This is a genomic window from Rhizobium sp. CG5 (assembly GCF_023701945.1).
GTDB lineage: Bacteria > Pseudomonadota > Alphaproteobacteria > Rhizobiales > Rhizobiaceae > Allorhizobium.
This window is the reverse complement of sequence record NZ_JABAEF010000001.1, coordinates 404505-420486: the sequence shown is the minus strand read 5'-3', so window position 1 is coordinate 420486 and position 15982 is coordinate 404505. Positions and strand designations below refer to the sequence as shown.

Sequence of the window (15982 nt, the reverse complement as noted above, 5' to 3'; positions counted from 1 at the left end):
CGCACAATCCTAAGGTCCGAAACGCGGGTTCAAAAGCCGAACAGGAAGCCGCCGATTGAGTCAACCGGGCTGCCGCTGAACAGGGAAAACAGCACAGCAAGAAAGAACGCCGCAAAGCAGGCGAAAACAAGCCCGTCGACGCGGTCCATGATTCCCCCGTGGCCGGGGATCAGATGGCTCGAATCCTTGACCCCAAATCGGCGCTTCACGAAGGATTCGAAAAGGTCGCCGATCTGGCTCGAAATCGACAGGAGCAGAGCAACCGCCGCAATCCACCATCCGATCGACGGAAAGTAGGACAGGGTGACGAGCAGGCCGCCACAGACGCCGGCAACCGTTCCGCCGATGGCTCCGGACCAAGTCTTGCCCGGCGATATGCGCGGCGCAAGCTTGCGACCGCCGATCGCCCGGCCGACGAAATAGGCCAGGATATCGGTGCCCCAGACGATCGCAAAGACGAACAGCATGGCGGCAAATCCCAGCGCATCCTCGCCGCGAATGGCCGAGAGCGCGATGGCGCTCAGCCCCGCATAAAAAATTCCGCCAGGCTGCCACCACGTCCACTTGCCGAGCAGCGCCGGTATGCAGGCGGTCAGGAACAGGCCGGAAAACAACGGCACGGTCAATTGCGGATCGCCGAACAGCAGGTTGGCACAGATCGACACGATCGACAGCCAGCCCCAGGCATTGCCGCGCGGGCTCTGCTCGTAGGAGCGCGTGATCGACGACCATTCATAAAACATCAGCAGGCCGATCAGCGCGGCCAGCGCCCGAAACGGCAACCCGCCGAACCAGGTGGCCGACAGCACGACCGCGATCATGACGATGGACGAATAGATGCGGAGCGTGAGTTCACGCGTCATGCCGGTTGCGACCTCATGGCGACCGCCGCGGCCGACAGTCCGCCAAACCGGCGGCTGCGCATGGCGTAGCGCTCAAGGGCTGCAAAGAACAGCTCGCGGCTGAAATCCGGCCAATATTCCGGCACGAACATCAGTTCCGCATAAGCTGCCTGCCAGAGCAGGAAATTGGAAAGGCGCTCCTCGCCGCTGGTGCGGATGATCAGGTCGGGATCCGGCATTCCGGCGGTATCCAGCCGATCGGCGATCATCTGGCTGTCGATCGCCGACGCCTTCAGAAGGCCGATCTCCACGTCACGGGCCAGGCTCGCCACGGCCCGGGCGATTTCGTCGCGTGCGCCGTAGTTGAAAGCGATCACCAGGGTCAAGGCGGTATTGTGCTTGGTCGTCTCCTCGGCTTCGAGCAGAAGCTGCAGAATGTCGCTGCGCAGGGCCACCCGGTCGCCGATCACCTTGATGCGGACGTTCTGGCCATGCAGTTCGGCCAGGTCGCGACGGATGAAAGCTTTCAGCAAACCGAACAGATCGTTGATCTCGGCTTCCGGGCGACGCCAGTTTTCCGAAGAGAAGGCAAACAGCGTCAGGTACTTGACACCGACATCCCCGGCCGCCCGCACGACCGTGCGAACAGATTCCACGCCCTTGCGATGTCCAACCGTGCGGCTTTGTCCACGCTCGTTTGCCCAACGACCGTTGCCATCCATGATGATCGCGACATGCTCGGGTATGCTCTGTCTGTCAGGTGTCTTCATATTGGGTCCGGTCGATGGCATCGCAGCAGGGCGAAGAGGGATCTCTAAACCTGCATGATTTCCTTTTCCTTTTCGACGAGCAAGCGATCCACATCAGAAATCGTTTCATCCGTCATCTTTTGCACTTTTTCCGAGAGCGAACGGCTGTCGTCCTGGCCGATCGATCCGTCCTTCTCGGCTTTCTTCAGGTCGTCCATGCCATCGCGGCGCACGTGGCGAATCGCCACCTTGGCCTTCTCGGCATAGTCATGGGCAACCTTGACCAGCGAGCGACGGCGCTCCTCGTTGAGTTCCGGCAGAGGAATGCGCAGGTTCTGGCCATCCATGATCGGGTTCAGGCCGAGATTGGACTCGCGAATGCCGCGATCGACGGCATGCACCATCGACTTGTCCCAGATCGAGACGCCGAGCATGCGCGGCTCGGGAACCGTGATATTGGCAACCTGGTTGAGCGGCACGCGCGACCCATAGGCCTCGACCATGACAGGGTCGAGGATGTTGGCCGAAGCGCGCCCGGTGCGAAGCGAAGCAATATCGCTCTTGAACGCATTGATGGCACCATCCATGCGGCGTTTGATGTCACTGAGTTCGATACCTGCACTCATGGCTTTCTCCCGTAATCCGCGCGAAGTCGCAAAGACCTGCGCCTGCAGCCTGTCAATTGTCGCTGACGATGGTCTTGAGGCCACCGCCCATCAGAATTTCGCCGAAACCGCCCTTTTCGTGAATGGAAAAGACAATGATCGGAATGGAATTTTCGCGCGCCAGGGCAACCGCTGTGACGTCCATGACGGCCAAGCCCTTGTCGAGCACTTCGCTATGGGTCAACCGGTCGAAACGGGTGGCCGTCGGATCCTTCTTCGGATCAGCGGTATAGATACCGTCGACCTGCGTGCCCTTGAAGATCGCCTCGGCGCCCATTTCGGCGGCGCGTAGCGCTGCAGCCGAATCGGTGGTGAAGAACGGGTTGCCGGTGCCGCCCGCAAAAATCACCACGCGCCCCTGGGCCAGGTGATGCAATGCGGCGCGCTGCGAAAAGCTCTCGCAGATCTCCGGCATGGCAATCGCCGACAGCACGACCGTATCGATCGACTGCTTGCGCAGCGACGTGGCAAGGGCCAGTGCATTGATCACCGTGGCGAGCATGCCCATGTGGTCGCCGGTCACCCGGTCGCCACCCTTGGAGGCCACGGCGACGCCGCGGAAGATGTTGCCGCCACCGACGACGACGCCGACCTCGACACCCATCGCCCGCGCCTCGGCGATGTCGGATGCGATCCGGTCGGCCACCGTAACGTCGATCCCGAAGCCCTGGCTGCCCATCAGTGCCTCGCCAGAGGCTTTCAAAAGCACGCGTTTGTAGAGAGGCGTTGAAGTCATAATGGCTCCTCGAATGAACTAGATGCCGGATACACGAAGGGCACCGCGTTGTCACGCGATGCCCCGAGTTTTCCCACATTAGGACAAGAGCCGATCAGCCCTTGGCGACAGCCGCCACTTCGGCTGCAAAGTCGGTTTCTTCCTTTTCGATGCCTTCGCCGAGCAGCAGGCGCGCCATGCCGGTCACTTCGATCGGGGCACCGGCTGCCTTTTCGGCTTCCTTGATCGCAGCGCCGACCGTCAGCTCAGGATTGACGACGAAAGCTTGGCTCAGCAGGGCAACTTCCTCGAAGAACTTGCGCATGCGGCCTTCGACCATCTTTTCGATGATGGCATCCGGCTTGCCGGAAGCGCGCGACTGCTCGATGAACACGTTGCGTTCGCGCTCGGCAACCGCTGCATCGACTTCTTCCGAACGGATGGCGAGCGGGTTGGTGGCAGCGATGTGCATGGCGACCTGACGGCCGATGGCGGTCAGCACATCCTTGTTGCCGGTCGACTTCAGGGCAACCAGAACGCCGAGCTTGCCGAGGCCTTCGGCAGCGGCATTGTGGACGTAGGTCGCAACCACACCGTCTTCGACCGACAGAAGGGCGGCACGACGCAGGTTCATGTTCTCGCCGATGGTGGCAATGGCATCCTTGATCGTGTCGGTGACCGACTTGCCGGTCGCCGGATAGGTGGCCGCTGCAATGGCCTCAACAGTGCCGTCGGTGGACAGGGCAACCGTCGAAATGCCGCGCACGATGTCCTGGAAGGCGTCGTTACGGGCCACGAAATCGGTTTCGGAGTTGACTTCAACGACAACCGCCTTGGTGCCGGCGCTGGCAATGCCGATCAGGCCTTCGGCAGCGGTGCGGCCGGACTTCTTGTCGGCCTTGGCAATGCCCTTGGCGCGCAGCCAGTCGATCGCGGCTTCGATGTCGCCATTGGTCTCCAGCAGAGCCTTCTTGCAATCCATCATGCCTGCGCCGGACTTTTCGCGCAGTTCTTTTACCAGTGCTGCAGTGATTTCAGCCATTGTTTGCCTCTTGTCGTTTCAAGCGGTACGCCTGCCCTCAGCGGGTGGTGCAGCCGGCGTTCCTGTTTGGGGCACGAAATGTACCCGGATATGTGACAACGTGATGAAGATCGGCCATCACGGAAATTTCCATCGTCCCGTTCGGCACTCAAAAATGCCGGGACGCCCCGATAAGAGCGGGCCGCCAGGCAGCAGAACTGACGGGCGGCCCGGTCCCATTTCGGGAAGGCGGCGAGCCCTCGAAGGGCTCAGCCGCCAAGCGCGATCAGACGCTTGCTGCTTCTTCTTCGAGCGCAGGCTCGATCGGAGCTTCGGCGGAACCGCCGATGTCACGACCGGAAGAGCCCTGCTGGCGGGCGATACCGTCGATGGCAGCGCGGGCAATCAGGTCGCAATAGAACGAGATGGCGCGCGATGCGTCGTCGTTGCCCGGGATCGGATAGTCGATGAGATCCGGATCGCAGTTCGAGTCGATGATGGCAACGACCGGGATGCCGAGGCGCTTGGCTTCGTCGATCGCGATCTTTTCCTTGTTGGTGTCGATGATGAACATCAGGTCCGGCGTGCCGCCCATGTCACGGATACCGCCAAGAGCCTTGTCCAGCTTTTCGCGTTCGCGCTCAAGATTGAGGCGTTCCTTCTTGGTGAAGCCGGAAGCTTCCGAATTCAGGATCTCGTCGAGCTTGCGCAGACGCTGGATCGAATTGGAAATGGTCTTCCAGTTGGTCATCATGCCGCCGAGCCAACGCGAGTTGACGTAATACTGGGCCGAGCGCTTTGCGCTGTCGGCGATCAGTTCCGACGCCTGACGCTTGGTGCCGACGAACAGCACGCGGCCGCCACGGGCAACGGTGTCGGACACGACCTGAAGGGCCTTCGACAGCATCGGAACGGTCTGTGCCAGGTCGATGATGTGGATGTTGTTGCGATCGCCGAAGATGTACGGCTTCATCTTCGGGTTCCAGCGGTGCGTCTGGTGGCCGAAGTGAACGCCAGCTTCCAGAAGCTGACGCATGCTAAAATCGGGCAGTGACATGCCTTTAGTCTCCATTTTCCGGTTGAACCTCCGCGTGACAAACAGCATCCTTTCGAGATGCCACCGGCGGAACGGATCGGATTTCTCCCGATCAGTCCCAAGCCACACGTGTGGAATGCGGCTGGCCATATAACCAATCCCGCGGGAAATCAAGGCATAATGCCGAACAAATACGCCCTTGCGGCCCGAACACCACTCCGGGTGGCGATCAATTGCAGCCGGCGGCCTCGAGCATTTCAAGCTTGGCAAGCCGGCCGCTGAGCACGATGTCGCCATAGTCGAGCGTCAGATCGCGGGTCACGCCATTGTCGTAGAGCTTGAACGACTGAGTATAGACCGGCAGCTGGTCGCCGATCGCCTTGTCGTCGAAATAGGCGATGGAGACCGGCCAGTAGGATGCCTCGGCCAGCGCCTGTTCGACGATGCCGGCATGATCGCCGCCTTTGGCGGCCTCGGAGCGACCGACGATCGTCGTGGTCAGATAGCTCTTGTCGCCGTCTTCCGTGCCGTCGAAGATGCGCGCCTCGAAGAAGCGCGCGCCGTTGCGGGCCTGGCGGATCAGGTCGACCATATGCTCGGCCGGAAATTTGGCATCGGCCAATTCGACATTGCGCGACGCCGGTTCCTGCAGCTCGACCTTGATGCCGCTGCCGGCCACCACCGCCGCTCCGCGGACACCCTTGTCGAGCTTGTCGTCAGTGTAGGATTTCGAATCGAAATCAAAGCGCCGCGTCACCAGGTCCTCGAACGTCTTGATCTGCTGATCGGTGACGCTGACCTCTTCGCCACTCTCGATCTCGGTGACGAATCGGAAGCTGGTCGTATAGCCCGTGCATTGCGAACCGTTGAATTCATAGACCATGCGGCCGCGCATGCTCTCGATGCCGGACTGTTCGGAAGCCTCTTTGAGCTCGATATCATAGATGGCACGATGCGGCGCCAGACCCGGCGCCACAACAGGAGCTGCAAGCCCGGATGCCGGACTGACGGCACCGGCGGAAAGGGCCAGAACAGCGGCAAAGCTCGACCGCAGCATTCAATATCTCCTGTTGGTTCGGCCTTCGATGCTATATGAACAGTCAGGGCAAAAGCGAGGCGCGATTGCCTTGAATGCAATATTCTTACCAGTTTTACAATCAATCCAGGATGCGAAAATGTCCGATACCATCGATAGCCGTCTGAGCGCGCTGGGCGTCACCCTGCCTGTCGCAGCAGCGCCGGCTGCAAACTACGTTCCCTACGTCATCAGCGGCAATCTGCTCTACCTGTCCGGCCAGTTGCCGATGGAAAACGGCAGCATCGCCGTGAAGGGAATCGTCGGCCAGGACGTCGACTTGGCCGCGGCCCAGCGCGCCGCCGAATTGTGCGCGATCAATATTCTCGCTCAAGCCAAATCGGCCCTCGACGGCAAGCTCGAGCGCATCGTCCGGGTCATCAAGCTGAACGGCTTCGTCGCCTCGGCGCCCGGTTTCACCGACCAGCACCTGGTCATCAACGGCGCCTCGAACCTGATCGCCAATGTGCTGGGCGAGGCCGGCAAGCATGCGCGCGCCGCCGTCGGCATGGCCGCCCTGCCGCTCAACGCCGCCGTCGAGATCGATGCCATCATCGAGATCGCCCCATGAGCGACCTCTCCTGGCTGACAGCCCAGCCGATCGCCCATCGCGGCTTTCACGACCGCAACAAGATCGTCTGGGAGAACACCCTTTCCGCCTTCTCGCGCGCCATCGATGCCGGCTTTGCCATCGAATGCGACCTGCAATATGCCTCCGACGGCGTACCGGTCGTCTTCCACGATGACGACTTGGAGCGGCTGTGCGGCATCAAGGGCGACGTGCGGGCCAAGACCTCGGGCGAGCTGAAGCTGCTGTCGGTCGGCGCCACCGCCGACAAGATCCCGACGCTGAAGCAATTGCTGGATCTGACCAAGGGCCGCGTGCCCCTGGTGCTTGAGCTCAAGGGCCGCGGCGCCGACGACGAAGGCTTTGCCGAAGACGTGCTCGAGGTGCTGAAGGGCTATCAGGGGCCGGTGGCGCTGATGAGCTTCGATGCCCATCTGCTGAAGGACCTGAAAGCTCAGGAGTGCCCCTACCCGGTCGGATTGACGGCGGAAGGCGCCACGGCGGAAAGCTTTTCTGCCCATCAGAAGGCCATGAAGCTCGGGCTCGACTTTATCTCCTATGCCGTGGCCCATCTGCCCAACGACTTCATCACCGCCGAGCGTGCCCGCGGCATTCCGGTGATCACCTGGACCGTGCGCGACGAGCCGATGCGCGCCCGGACCTTTGAATATGCCGACCAGATGACATTCGAGGGTTTCGACCCGAGGGAGAGCCAGATCGCGACCGTATGAGCCAGGACGTCACCATTCGCATCGAGCGATCCTTCAAGACCATACCGGCCGACCGCTGGGCAACGCTGTCCGGCGCCGCCCAGCGCTCGTCCTCGCCCTACAATCCGTTCAACTCGCACGCCTATCTGTCGGCGCTGGAGGAGTCGGGCTCGGCCACCCTGGACACCGGCTGGCTCGGCCATCATCTGCTGATGGAGAGTGCGGCGGGCGAGTTGCTCGGCGCCCTGCCCTGTTACCTCAAGAACCACAGCCGCGGCGAATATGTCTTCGACCAGGGCTGGGCCGATGCCTATGAGCGGGCCGGCGGCAGCTATTATCCAAAACTGCAATGCTCCATTCCCTTCACGCCGGCCACCGGGCCGCGGCTGATGGTGGCAGACGGCCAGGATCTGCACGCGACCCAGGCCCTGCTGGCGGCCGGCCTGCAGCAGGTGACGCGCGAGCTGAAGATTTCGTCCGCCCATGCCACCTTCCTGCCCGACAACGAGCTCTACGCTTTCGAGGATGCCGGCTTCCTGCACCGCACCGACCAGCAATTCCATTTCATCAACGAAGGCTATGCCGATCACGAGGCCTTCCTCGAAACGCTGGCGTCGCGCAAGCGCAAGGCGCTGCGCAAGGAGCGCCGTGCCGCCCTTGAAAACGGCCTGACGATCGACTGGCTGACCGGCAAGGATCTGACCGAAGACATCTGGGACCAGTTCTTCGCCTTCTACATGGACACCGGCAGCCGCAAATGGGGCAAGCCCTACCTGACGCGGGCCTTCTACTCCCTGGTCGGCGAGCGCATGGCCGACGACATCCTGCTGGTGATGGCCAAGCGCAATGGCCGCTATGTCGCCGGCGCCATCAACTTCATCGGCTCCGATGCGCTCTATGGCCGGCATTGGGGTTGTATCGAGGACCATCCCTTCCTGCATTTCGAAGTCTGCTACCATCAGGCCATCGACTTCGCCCTGTCAAAAGGCCTGAAGCGCGTCGAGGCCGGCGCGCAAGGCGAACACAAGCTGGCGCGCGGCTACCAGCCGGTCACCACCCATTCCGCCCATTTCATCGCTCATCCCGGCCTGCGCAATGCCGTTGCCGATTATCTGCAGCGCGAACGCCAGGAGGTCGAGCAGATCGGCGAATATCTGAGCGAGCACACACCCTTCCGCAAGGGAGAACGCCAGCAGGAAGAGGACTGACGGACGCTTGATTGAGGCCTGCGGGAAGTCGTATGTAGACGCGACAACGAGGAGACATGTGATGACCGCCTACGACCCCAACAACATCTTCGCCAAGATCCTCAAAGGCGAGATCCCCTCCGTCAAGCTCTATGAGGACGAGGACACGCTGGCCTTCATGGATGTCATGCCCCAGGCGCCCGGCCATCTCTTGGTCATTCCCAAGATCGGCTCGCGCAACCTGCTGGATGCCGATCCGGCGGTGCTGGCCAAACTGCTGCCGGTGGTGCAGAAGCTGGCGGTAGCGGCCAAGGAGGCCTTTGACGCCGATGGCGTCTATGTCGCGCAGTTCAATGAGCCGGCGGCCGGTCAGACGGTCTATCACCTGCATTTCCACGTCGTGCCGCGCCATGACGGTCAGCCGTTGAAGCCGCATTCCGGAACGATGGAAGACATCGCCGTGCTGACCGCCCATGCCGAGAAGATCAAGGCAGCGCTCTGAGGTCTACTGGACGTCGAGCCCGTAAAGCCCGGCGACCAGCAGCAGCAGCGAGACCCCGACGCCGACCGCGACGCGCTGGCCGGCCAGCAGGAAGGCCGCAAAGCCAAGACCCGCCGCCGCCAGCCGCAGCCATAGCGGCGAGGCCGAAAGCGTACCGCTTGGAAAGACGATGAGCTTGGCCGTCACCGCCATCACCAGCGCGGTGGCGACCGCCTTGACCCAGGTGAGCGCTTCGGAGTCTTCCCGCAGCCGGTTGCCGGCCACCACCCCCAGCCAGCGCCAGACATCGGTGGCAAGCCAGCCGGCGACGATGATCACGATATAGGGCCACCACTCCGCCATCATCGCAGATCCTCCGCAACCGCACGACGCCGCCCGCGGATCGCGAATCGGTCGATCAGATAGGCCAGCGTACCCCCGCCGATGCCGGCAATCAGGATATCGAGCCCCGGCGTCAGCACAGCAAACAGTGGACCGGCGACAATGCCGATGGCAAAGGCAATTCTGACCGCCGTCTGGCGGGCCGTCGCCCAGATGGAGGCGACGAAATAGACCGGCGTCAGGAAAAACAGCGCGCCGGCGACCAGCGGCGGAAAACTCGCCACCAGGCCGTAGCAGACGGCGACCAGCGCGGTATTGGAGAGCGTCAGGGTGATCCCGAAACCTGCAAAATAGGCGACCCGGCGCTCGCGCGGCACGGCGCCGACGTGCTGCATGGTAAACACCCAGGCGGTGATGGCGATGAAATGCGACAGGAACAGCAGAACCCAGGTCGGGGTCTTCTCCGTGCGGATCTCCGGCATCAGCGACGCCACCATCGGCATCATGCGGATCGACGACAGGGTGACGGCGAGAAAGCAGGCGGCGATATTGGCACCGCTCGCCATCATGCCGACCAGGATCATCTTGGCCGGCAGCGCCCAGATCGTCACCGTCATGAACACCGCCTCGCCGCGGGTCAGGCCGGCCTCAAAAGCATAGGCGCTGAAGCCGACAAACGAGACCATCAGGATCAGGGCCGGCAGGGAGAAAATTCCTCCCATGCCGCGCACGAACCAGAAACCGGCGGAACGCTCTTCTATTTCGACAGACATTGCATTTCCGCAGTGGACAAAAAGAAAGTGCCGGGCTTTGGCCCGGCACTGGTTGTTGCAAAGCCTATCGGCTTATTTCTTCTTCGGCACCTTCGGAACGGCGCTGCGCTTGCGCGGCGCCTCCACATCGGCCTTCGGTTCTTCGACGACCGTCTCGACCACGGCAGCAGCCTTGGCTTTCGCCTTGCGCTTCGGCTTGGTGATGGTCGTCAGCTCATCATGATCCTCGGCGAGCAGCTCGACTTCCGGCTTCGGCTTGACCGGCTGCGCATCGGAAAATGCTTCCAGGTGCAGATCCGTCGTGCCGTCATCCTTGGTCACCACGCCGACCTTGACCAGGCCACCCTTCTTCAGCTTGCCGAACAGGATCTCGTTGGCGAGCGGCTTCTTGATGTGCTCCTGGATGACCCGCGACAGCGGCCGCGCGCCCATCTTCTCGTCATAGCCGCGTTCCGCAAGCCAGGCGATCGATTCCGGCGACAGGTCGAAGGTGACGCCGCGCTCGGACAGCTGCGCTTCCAGCTGCATGACGAACTTCTGCACGACCTTGTGGATCACCTCGGTCGGCAGCGGCGCAAAGGCGATCGTCGCATCGAGACGGTTGCGGAATTCCGGCGTGAACAGGCGGTTGAGCGCCTCCTCGTCTTCGCCGGTGCGCTTCGACGAGCCGAAGCCCATGGCGGATTTCGCCATTTCCGAAGCGCCCGCATTGGTCGTCATGATCAGGATGACATTGCGGAAGTCGATCTTCTTGCCGTTGTGGTCGGTCAGCGAGCCATGGTCCATGACCTGCAGCAGGATATTGTAGATATCCGGATGCGCCTTCTCGATTTCATCGAGCAGCACCACCGAGTGCGGATGCTGATCGACGCCATCGGTCAGCAGGCCGCCCTGGTCGAAGCCGACATAGCCCGGAGGTGCCCCAAGCAGACGCGACACCGTATGGCGCTCCATATATTCCGACATGTCGAAGCGCTGCAGTTCGACGCCCAGCGAGGCGGCGAGCTGCTTTGCCACTTCGGTCTTGCCGACGCCGGTCGGACCGGAGAACACGTAAGAGCCGATCGGCTTGTTGGGCTCGCGCAAGCCGGCACGGGCCAGCTTGATCGATGTCGACAGGGCATCTATCGCCGCGTCCTGGCCGTAGACCACCGAGCGCAATTCCTTCTCCAGGTTGGCGAGAACCATCTCGTCGTCCTTGGACACGGTCTTGGCCGGAATCCGGGCCATGGTGGCGATCGTCGCTTCGATTTCCCGCTCGGTGATCAGCTTGCGCCGCTTGGAGGCCGGCAACAGCATCTGCGCCGCACCGGTCTCGTCGATCACGTCGATCGCTTTGTCCGGCAGCTTGCGGTCGTTGATGTAGCGGGCCGACAGTTCGACGGCCGACTTGATCGCCTCGTTGGAATAGCGGAGCTTGTGATAGTCCTCGAAATAGGGCTTCAGGCCCTTCATGATCTCGATCGCATCCTCGATCGACGGCTCGTTGACGTCGATCTTCTGGAAACGACGCACCAGCGCCCGGTCCTTCTCGAAGAACTGGCGATATTCCTTGTAGGTGGTCGAACCGACGCAGCGGATCGCCCCCGACGACAGAGCCGGCTTCAAAAGGTTGGACGCATCCATGGCGCCGCCCGAGGTCGCACCGGCACCGATCACCGTGTGGATCTCGTCGATGAACAGCACGGCGCCCGGATAGTCCTCGAGTTCCTTGACCACCTGCTTCAGGCGTTCTTCGAAATCGCCACGATAGCGGGTACCGGCCAGAAGCGTGCCCATGTCGAGGGAGAAGATCGTCGCATCCTTCAACGCGTCGGGCACCTTGCCCTCGACGATGCGCTTGGCCAGACCTTCGGCGATCGCCGTCTTGCCGACGCCGGGATCGCCGACATAAAGCGGATTGTTCTTCGAACGACGGCACAGCACCTGGATGGTGCGGTTGACCTCGTTGTGGCGGCCGATCAGCGGATCGATCCGGCCGGATTTGGCTTTTTCGTTCAGGTTGACGCAATAGGCCTTCAGGGCTTCCGGCTGTTTCTTGGCCGAGCCTTCGTCCGGTTCGCGGGCCTGCTTGGCGTCGCTTTCGCCTTCCTCGGCACCGCGCGGCGTGCGCGTCTGGGTCGTGCCGGGACGCTTGCCGATGCCGTGCGAGATATAGTTGACGGCGTCGTAGCGGGTCATCTCCTGCTCCTGCAGGAAATAGGCCGCATGGCTTTCACGCTCGGCAAAGATGGCGACCAGCACATTCGCACCGGTCACTTCTTCGCGACCGGACGATTGCACGTGGATGACGGCCCGCTGGATGACCCTCTGAAAACCGGACGTCGGCTTGGAATCCTCGTCATAGCCGGTCACCAGATTGGCGAGTTCGTTGTCGACATAGTCGCTGACGGTCTTGCGCAGCGAGTCGAGATTGACATTGCAGGCACCCATGACCGCAGCCGCATCGGCATCATCGATCAGAGCCAGAAGCAGATGTTCGAGCGTGGCATATTCGTGATGCCGCTCGTTGGCGTATGTGAGTGCCTGATGCAGGGCCTTTTCAAGGCTGGGAGAAAATGTTGGCACGGTCAATTCCTCATTTCTTTTCCATGACGCATTGCAGCGGGTGCTCGTGCTGCCGGGCGAAATCCATGACTTGGCTTACCTTTGTTTCGGCGACCTCGTAGGTAAACACACCGCATTCCCCCACCCCATGGTTGTGCACATGCAGCATGATACGTGTCGCCGCCTCTCGATCCTTCTGAAAGAAACGCTCCAGAATATGGATGACGAAATCCATCGGCGTATAATCGTCATTGAGAATCAGAACGCGGTACAAATTGGGCTTTTTGGTCTTGGCCTTCGTGCGCGTAATGACGGAGGTGCCACGATTGGCATTGTCCCCGTCCTGCTGGTTCTGCATTAAGACCGGTTTAGCGATCATTTCAGTCTATTCTCCAATCGTCCAGCCCAGCCGTTGATGAAAGTCGATTCTCCCAGGTGAACGCTCAGTCCACTAAGGTAGTCCATTCTTCACTGATTTTAAGCCCCCCAGGGCGGAGTGCAAACAGAATTGCATCCGATGGCGCGACAAAGCCCGCAAATCAGCGGGAAACGCGGCACAAAATAAAAGGACCGGCCCCGCTTCCGCGACCGGTCCCCGGCATTTCTGCCGAAATGAGTGGCTGTTAGAGCCTCAGGCGGCCGTCGGCATGGTTATGCCGGTCGCCTTGGCGATCGGAGCTTCGTATGGCTTGTAGACCGTCTTGGCGAGATCGGCATACATTTCGCTCATCTTCGTCGCCTCGGATACGAAGGTCTCATAGGACGATTTCATGAATCCCGACTGCAATTCCAGCGCCGTCTCGACACTCTTCACGCCGGACAGCGATTCCATGAAAGACGTGAGGTTCTGGAACGACTTCTTCGAATAGTCCGTGGCCTCGGCAGCGATCGCCTGAAAACCTTTGGCCACCTCGGAATAGTTCTTCATCATGGTTTCCATGGCTTCCTTGCCCTTCTGATTGGCTTCATCGAAATTGAACATGCCAGCACTCCTTCTTCCCAGTTGAAGTTGCTAATACAAGTAGCAATTGCCCAAGAAATGTCAATTGTTTTTGTGCGGCGCAGCATCACCCGAAGGTTGCATTCTTGACCAAAATCAAGGGCCGGCACCACAGCGCCAGCCCCTCCGCCTTGTTATGGAAAAGATATATCAGCACGCGCACACAACCGGCATCTGTCCCAAGTCCCGCAAAAATCGGAAGCGGCTTTGCGGGAACAGCTTGCGCCGAATTAAAGATCGACGTCCAGGATGGCCATCGAGAAATTGAACGACAGGTCGCCGTCTTCATCGTCACGGAAAACGATGCCGAGGAATTCTTCTCCGAGGTAGACTTCGGCGGAATCGTCCTTGCGGGGCCGCGCCTTCACCACCATGGTCGAACCGAACATGCGCTTGAAATAGGCGTCGAGTTTCTTGATTTCTTCTGGTTTCACGAGAATTCTCCATCCGCGATTCAAATCGCGCCGCTTGTCGCATGGGCCAAACCCGCCTGTAAAGACGGCAAAGGACATTCTCGCCCTCCAGCGCGCGGCAGGTCAGGTCAGTCCCGCAGGATCTGGTCCATCGACCGGGCCGGCTCGGCACAGCCGGCCTCGCCCACCACCCGTGCCGGAACACCGGCAACCGTCGACCCCTTGGGGACGGGTTTCAGCACTACGGAGCCGGCGGCGATGCGCGAGCAGCAGCCAACCTCGATATTCCCGAGGACTTTGGCACCGGCGCCGATCAGAACGCCGTCGCCGATCTTCGGGTGGCGGTCGCTGCCCTCCTTGCCGGTCCCACCGAGCGTCACCCCATGCAGGATCGAGACATTGTCGCCAATGCGCGCCGTTTCGCCGACCACGAGGCCGGTCGCGTGGTCGAGGAAGATGCCCTTGCCGATATGGGCGGCCGGGTTGATGTCGGTTTGAAAGGCATTCGACGAGCGGCTCTGCAGGTAGAGCGCGAAATCGCGCCTCCCCCGGCTCCACAGCCAATGGGCCAGCCGATGGGTCTGGATGGCATGAAACCCCTTGAAATAGAGGACCGGCTCAAGGAAGCGCGTGCAGGCCGGATCGCGGTCGTAGAACGCCTGGATGTCGACGCGCAAAATGGCGCCCCACTCCGGCCAGTCCGCCAGCATCTCCTCAAACGCCTGGCGCAGCACGATCGCCGGAACGTCGCTATGATCGAGACGCTCGCAGATCCGGTAGACGACGCACTCCTCCAGCGAACGATGACTGAGCACGGTGGAATGGAAGAAGGCTGCCAGCATCGGGTCGCGATCCGCCGCGACACGCGCCTCGCTCTTCAGGCTGTCCCAGATCGGGTCCATCGACTTGACGTGCTCGCCAAGCATGTATTCGGTCTTTGCGGCCATCGTCGGTCTCCTCAAGTGCGCAACGGTTCTATTATATAGAGCATCCTTGAAACAACATAAATGGGCCAATTGCCAATGGAGCAGACACGCGATTTCGCAGCGGGCGCCCTTCGCGCCGCAAGCCAGCACGGCAGCGGCATTTTGGTCATCGACAATCCGCAGCGCAAGAATGCCCTGTCGGCGGCCATGTGGCGGGCCATTCCCGAAGCGATCCACTGGCTGACAGCTGAGGGCCAGGCCCGCGCCATCGTGCTGACCGGCGCCGGGCGCCAGGATTTCAGCGCCGGCGCCGACATTTCCGAGTTTCCGTCCGTGCGCAAGGATGCCGCAACAGCCCGCCTCTATGAGGCGCAGAACAGTGCCGCCTTCGCCGCCATCCGCGATGCCCGCGTGCCGGTGATCGCCGCCATTCGCGGCATCTGCTACGGCGGCGGTTTCGGGCTGGCCGCCGCCTGCGATATCCGCATTGCCGACGACACCGCCACCTTCGCCGTGCCGGCCGCAAGGCTGGGCCTTGCCTATCCCGCCGACGCCATCCAGGATTTCATCCAGTCGCTGGGCGTCCAACTGACCCGCAAGGCGCTGTTTACCGGCCAGCCGATGAAGGCGACGGAACTGCTCAGCAGCGGCTTCCTGCTGGAACTGGTGGCGGCGGACGCCCTGGACGCCGCAGCCTTTTCCTTGGCCGAGACCATCGCCGGCAACGCACCCCTGTCGGTCCAGGCCTCGAAGCTGGCCCTGCGCGCCGCCCTGCAGCAGGACGACGACCTGCTGCGCGAGGCTGAGGTGATCGGTGCCGCCACCTTCGACAGCGCCGATTACGCCGAAGGCCGCGCCGCTTTCGCCGAGCGTCGAAAACCAGTCTTTACCGGCCGATGAACCGTTGGCCTCAGACCGCGCGGAACACCGTT

General features: G+C 61.6%; 19 protein-coding genes. 5 read left to right on the top strand and 14 right to left on the bottom strand.

Features of this window, described 5'->3' with window-relative positions; all coding sequences use genetic code 11:
- Window positions 1–29 precede the first annotated feature (29 nt).
- From HGO38_RS02095 to HGO38_RS02065, 7 genes are all read right to left on the bottom strand, one after another.
- Entirely contained in the window at window positions 30–863 is an 834-nt protein-coding gene (locus HGO38_RS02095; RefSeq protein ID WP_250954257.1) for a phosphatidate cytidylyltransferase, read from the bottom strand.
- Window positions 860–1612, bottom strand: a complete 753-nt coding sequence (locus HGO38_RS02090; protein ID WP_250954256.1) for an isoprenyl transferase — start codon at window positions 1610–1612, stop codon at window positions 860–862. Before HGO38_RS02090 ends, HGO38_RS02095 begins: the two co-directional genes overlap by 4 nt.
- A gap of 44 nt (window positions 1613–1656) precedes the next feature.
- Window positions 1657–2217: a ribosome recycling factor gene (gene frr / locus HGO38_RS02085; protein WP_250954255.1), complete on the bottom strand. Its 561-nt coding sequence runs from the start codon at window positions 2215–2217 to the stop codon at window positions 1657–1659.
- Between the two features lie 52 nt (window positions 2218–2269).
- Entirely contained in the window at window positions 2270–2992 is a 723-nt protein-coding gene (gene pyrH, locus HGO38_RS02080) for a UMP kinase (RefSeq protein ID WP_250954254.1), read from the bottom strand.
- Window positions 2993–3086: 94 nt separating this feature from the next.
- Window positions 3087–4013, bottom strand: a complete 927-nt coding sequence (tsf, locus tag HGO38_RS02075; RefSeq protein WP_250954253.1) for a translation elongation factor Ts — start codon at window positions 4011–4013, stop codon at window positions 3087–3089.
- A gap of 265 nt (window positions 4014–4278) precedes the next feature.
- Window positions 4279–5049, bottom strand: a complete 771-nt coding sequence (gene rpsB / locus HGO38_RS02070) for a 30S ribosomal protein S2 (protein ID WP_250954252.1) — start codon at window positions 5047–5049, stop codon at window positions 4279–4281.
- 208 nt (window positions 5050–5257) lie between these two features.
- A complete protein-coding gene (locus HGO38_RS02065; protein WP_250954251.1) occupies window positions 5258–6085 on the bottom strand; it encodes a cell envelope integrity EipB family protein in 828 nt (275 codons plus the stop codon).
- A gap of 118 nt (window positions 6086–6203) precedes the next feature.
- Here HGO38_RS02065 and HGO38_RS02060 point away from each other — a divergent pair, with 118 nt between their 5' ends.
- The 4 genes from HGO38_RS02060 to HGO38_RS02045 all read left to right on the top strand — a co-directional run bounded on the left by HGO38_RS02060 (window position 6204) and on the right by HGO38_RS02045 (window position 9070).
- Window positions 6204–6674 carry a RidA family protein gene (locus HGO38_RS02060; protein ID WP_250954250.1) on the top strand — a complete coding sequence of 157 codons (471 nt, stop codon included), beginning with the start codon at window positions 6204–6206 and terminating at the stop codon, window positions 6672–6674.
- Window positions 6671–7402, top strand: a complete 732-nt coding sequence (locus HGO38_RS02055) for a glycerophosphodiester phosphodiesterase (protein ID WP_250954249.1) — start codon at window positions 6671–6673, stop codon at window positions 7400–7402. The genes HGO38_RS02060 and HGO38_RS02055 overlap by 4 nt, the downstream gene beginning before the upstream one ends.
- A complete protein-coding gene (locus HGO38_RS02050) occupies window positions 7399–8589 on the top strand; it encodes a GNAT family N-acetyltransferase (protein ID WP_250954248.1) in 1191 nt (396 codons plus the stop codon). The genes HGO38_RS02055 and HGO38_RS02050 overlap by 4 nt, the downstream gene beginning before the upstream one ends.
- A gap of 61 nt (window positions 8590–8650) precedes the next feature.
- Entirely contained in the window at window positions 8651–9070 is a 420-nt protein-coding gene (locus HGO38_RS02045) for an HIT family protein (protein ID WP_250954247.1), read from the top strand.
- Window positions 9071–9073: 3 nt separating this feature from the next.
- Here the strand turns inward: HGO38_RS02045 and HGO38_RS02040 are convergent, their stop codons facing one another.
- From HGO38_RS02040 to cysE, 7 genes are all read right to left on the bottom strand, one after another.
- On the bottom strand, window positions 9074–9415 hold the full coding sequence (locus tag HGO38_RS02040) for an AzlD domain-containing protein (protein ID WP_250954246.1): 342 nt from the start codon (window positions 9413–9415) through the stop codon (window positions 9074–9076).
- The gene (locus HGO38_RS02035) at window positions 9412–10164 is read right to left on the bottom strand and encodes an AzlC family ABC transporter permease (protein WP_250954245.1); all 753 of its coding nucleotides are present in this window, start codon (window positions 10162–10164) and stop codon (window positions 9412–9414) included. Before HGO38_RS02035 ends, HGO38_RS02040 begins: the two co-directional genes overlap by 4 nt.
- A 72-nt stretch (window positions 10165–10236) precedes the next feature.
- Window positions 10237–12732, bottom strand: coding sequence for an ATP-dependent Clp protease ATP-binding subunit ClpA (gene clpA / locus HGO38_RS02030; protein WP_250954244.1), 2496 nt, complete (start codon window positions 12730–12732; stop codon window positions 10237–10239).
- A 10-nt stretch (window positions 12733–12742) separates the two neighbouring features.
- A complete protein-coding gene (clpS, locus tag HGO38_RS02025; RefSeq protein WP_250954243.1) occupies window positions 12743–13090 on the bottom strand; it encodes an ATP-dependent Clp protease adapter ClpS in 348 nt (115 codons plus the stop codon).
- 252 nt (window positions 13091–13342) lie between these two features.
- Complete coding sequence (locus HGO38_RS02020) at window positions 13343–13693, bottom strand: phasin family protein (protein WP_250954242.1); 351 nt, start codon at window positions 13691–13693, stop codon at window positions 13343–13345.
- A gap of 248 nt (window positions 13694–13941) precedes the next feature.
- Window positions 13942–14145 carry a DUF3126 family protein gene (locus tag HGO38_RS02015; RefSeq protein WP_250954241.1) on the bottom strand — a complete coding sequence of 68 codons (204 nt, stop codon included), beginning with the start codon at window positions 14143–14145 and terminating at the stop codon, window positions 13942–13944.
- Window positions 14146–14252: 107 nt separating this feature from the next.
- On the bottom strand, window positions 14253–15071 hold the full coding sequence (gene cysE, locus HGO38_RS02010) for a serine O-acetyltransferase (protein WP_250954240.1): 819 nt from the start codon (window positions 15069–15071) through the stop codon (window positions 14253–14255).
- Between the two features lie 75 nt (window positions 15072–15146).
- Here cysE and HGO38_RS02005 point away from each other — a divergent pair, with 75 nt between their 5' ends.
- On the top strand, window positions 15147–15950 hold the full coding sequence (locus HGO38_RS02005; RefSeq protein WP_250954239.1) for an enoyl-CoA hydratase-related protein: 804 nt from the start codon (window positions 15147–15149) through the stop codon (window positions 15948–15950).
- Window positions 15951–15982 lie beyond the last annotated feature (32 nt).

Bases quoted from the DNA above. Each gene is read 5' to 3' on its own strand.
- HGO38_RS02095 (WP_250954257.1), bottom strand. From the start codon at position 863: ATGACGCGTGAACTCACGCTCCGCATCTATTCGTCCATCGTCATGATC.
- HGO38_RS02090 (WP_250954256.1), bottom strand. From the start codon at position 1,612: ATGAAGACACCTGACAGACAGAGCATACCCGAGCATGTCGCGATCATC.
- frr (WP_250954255.1), bottom strand. From the start codon at position 2,217: ATGAGTGCAGGTATCGAACTCAGTGACATCAAACGCCGCATGGATGGT.
- pyrH (WP_250954254.1), bottom strand. From the start codon at position 2,992: ATGACTTCAACGCCTCTCTACAAACGCGTGCTTTTGAAAGCCTCTGGC.
- tsf (WP_250954253.1), bottom strand. From the start codon at position 4,013: ATGGCTGAAATCACTGCAGCACTGGTAAAAGAACTGCGCGAAAAGTCC.
- rpsB (WP_250954252.1), bottom strand. From the start codon at position 5,049: ATGTCACTGCCCGATTTTAGCATGCGTCAGCTTCTGGAAGCTGGCGTT.
- HGO38_RS02065 (WP_250954251.1), bottom strand. From the start codon at position 6,085: ATGCTGCGGTCGAGCTTTGCCGCTGTTCTGGCCCTTTCCGCCGGTGCC.
- HGO38_RS02060 (WP_250954250.1), top strand. From the start codon at position 6,204: ATGTCCGATACCATCGATAGCCGTCTGAGCGCGCTGGGCGTCACCCTG.
- HGO38_RS02055 (WP_250954249.1), top strand. From the start codon at position 6,671: ATGAGCGACCTCTCCTGGCTGACAGCCCAGCCGATCGCCCATCGCGGC.
- HGO38_RS02050 (WP_250954248.1), top strand. From the start codon at position 7,399: ATGAGCCAGGACGTCACCATTCGCATCGAGCGATCCTTCAAGACCATA.
- HGO38_RS02045 (WP_250954247.1), top strand. From the start codon at position 8,651: ATGACCGCCTACGACCCCAACAACATCTTCGCCAAGATCCTCAAAGGC.
- HGO38_RS02040 (WP_250954246.1), bottom strand. From the start codon at position 9,415: ATGATGGCGGAGTGGTGGCCCTATATCGTGATCATCGTCGCCGGCTGG.
- HGO38_RS02035 (WP_250954245.1), bottom strand. From the start codon at position 10,164: ATGTCTGTCGAAATAGAAGAGCGTTCCGCCGGTTTCTGGTTCGTGCGC.
- clpS (WP_250954243.1), bottom strand. From the start codon at position 13,090: ATGATCGCTAAACCGGTCTTAATGCAGAACCAGCAGGACGGGGACAAT.
- HGO38_RS02020 (WP_250954242.1), bottom strand. From the start codon at position 13,693: ATGTTCAATTTCGATGAAGCCAATCAGAAGGGCAAGGAAGCCATGGAA.
- cysE (WP_250954240.1), bottom strand. From the start codon at position 15,071: ATGGCCGCAAAGACCGAATACATGCTTGGCGAGCACGTCAAGTCGATG.
- HGO38_RS02005 (WP_250954239.1), top strand. From the start codon at position 15,147: ATGGAGCAGACACGCGATTTCGCAGCGGGCGCCCTTCGCGCCGCAAGC.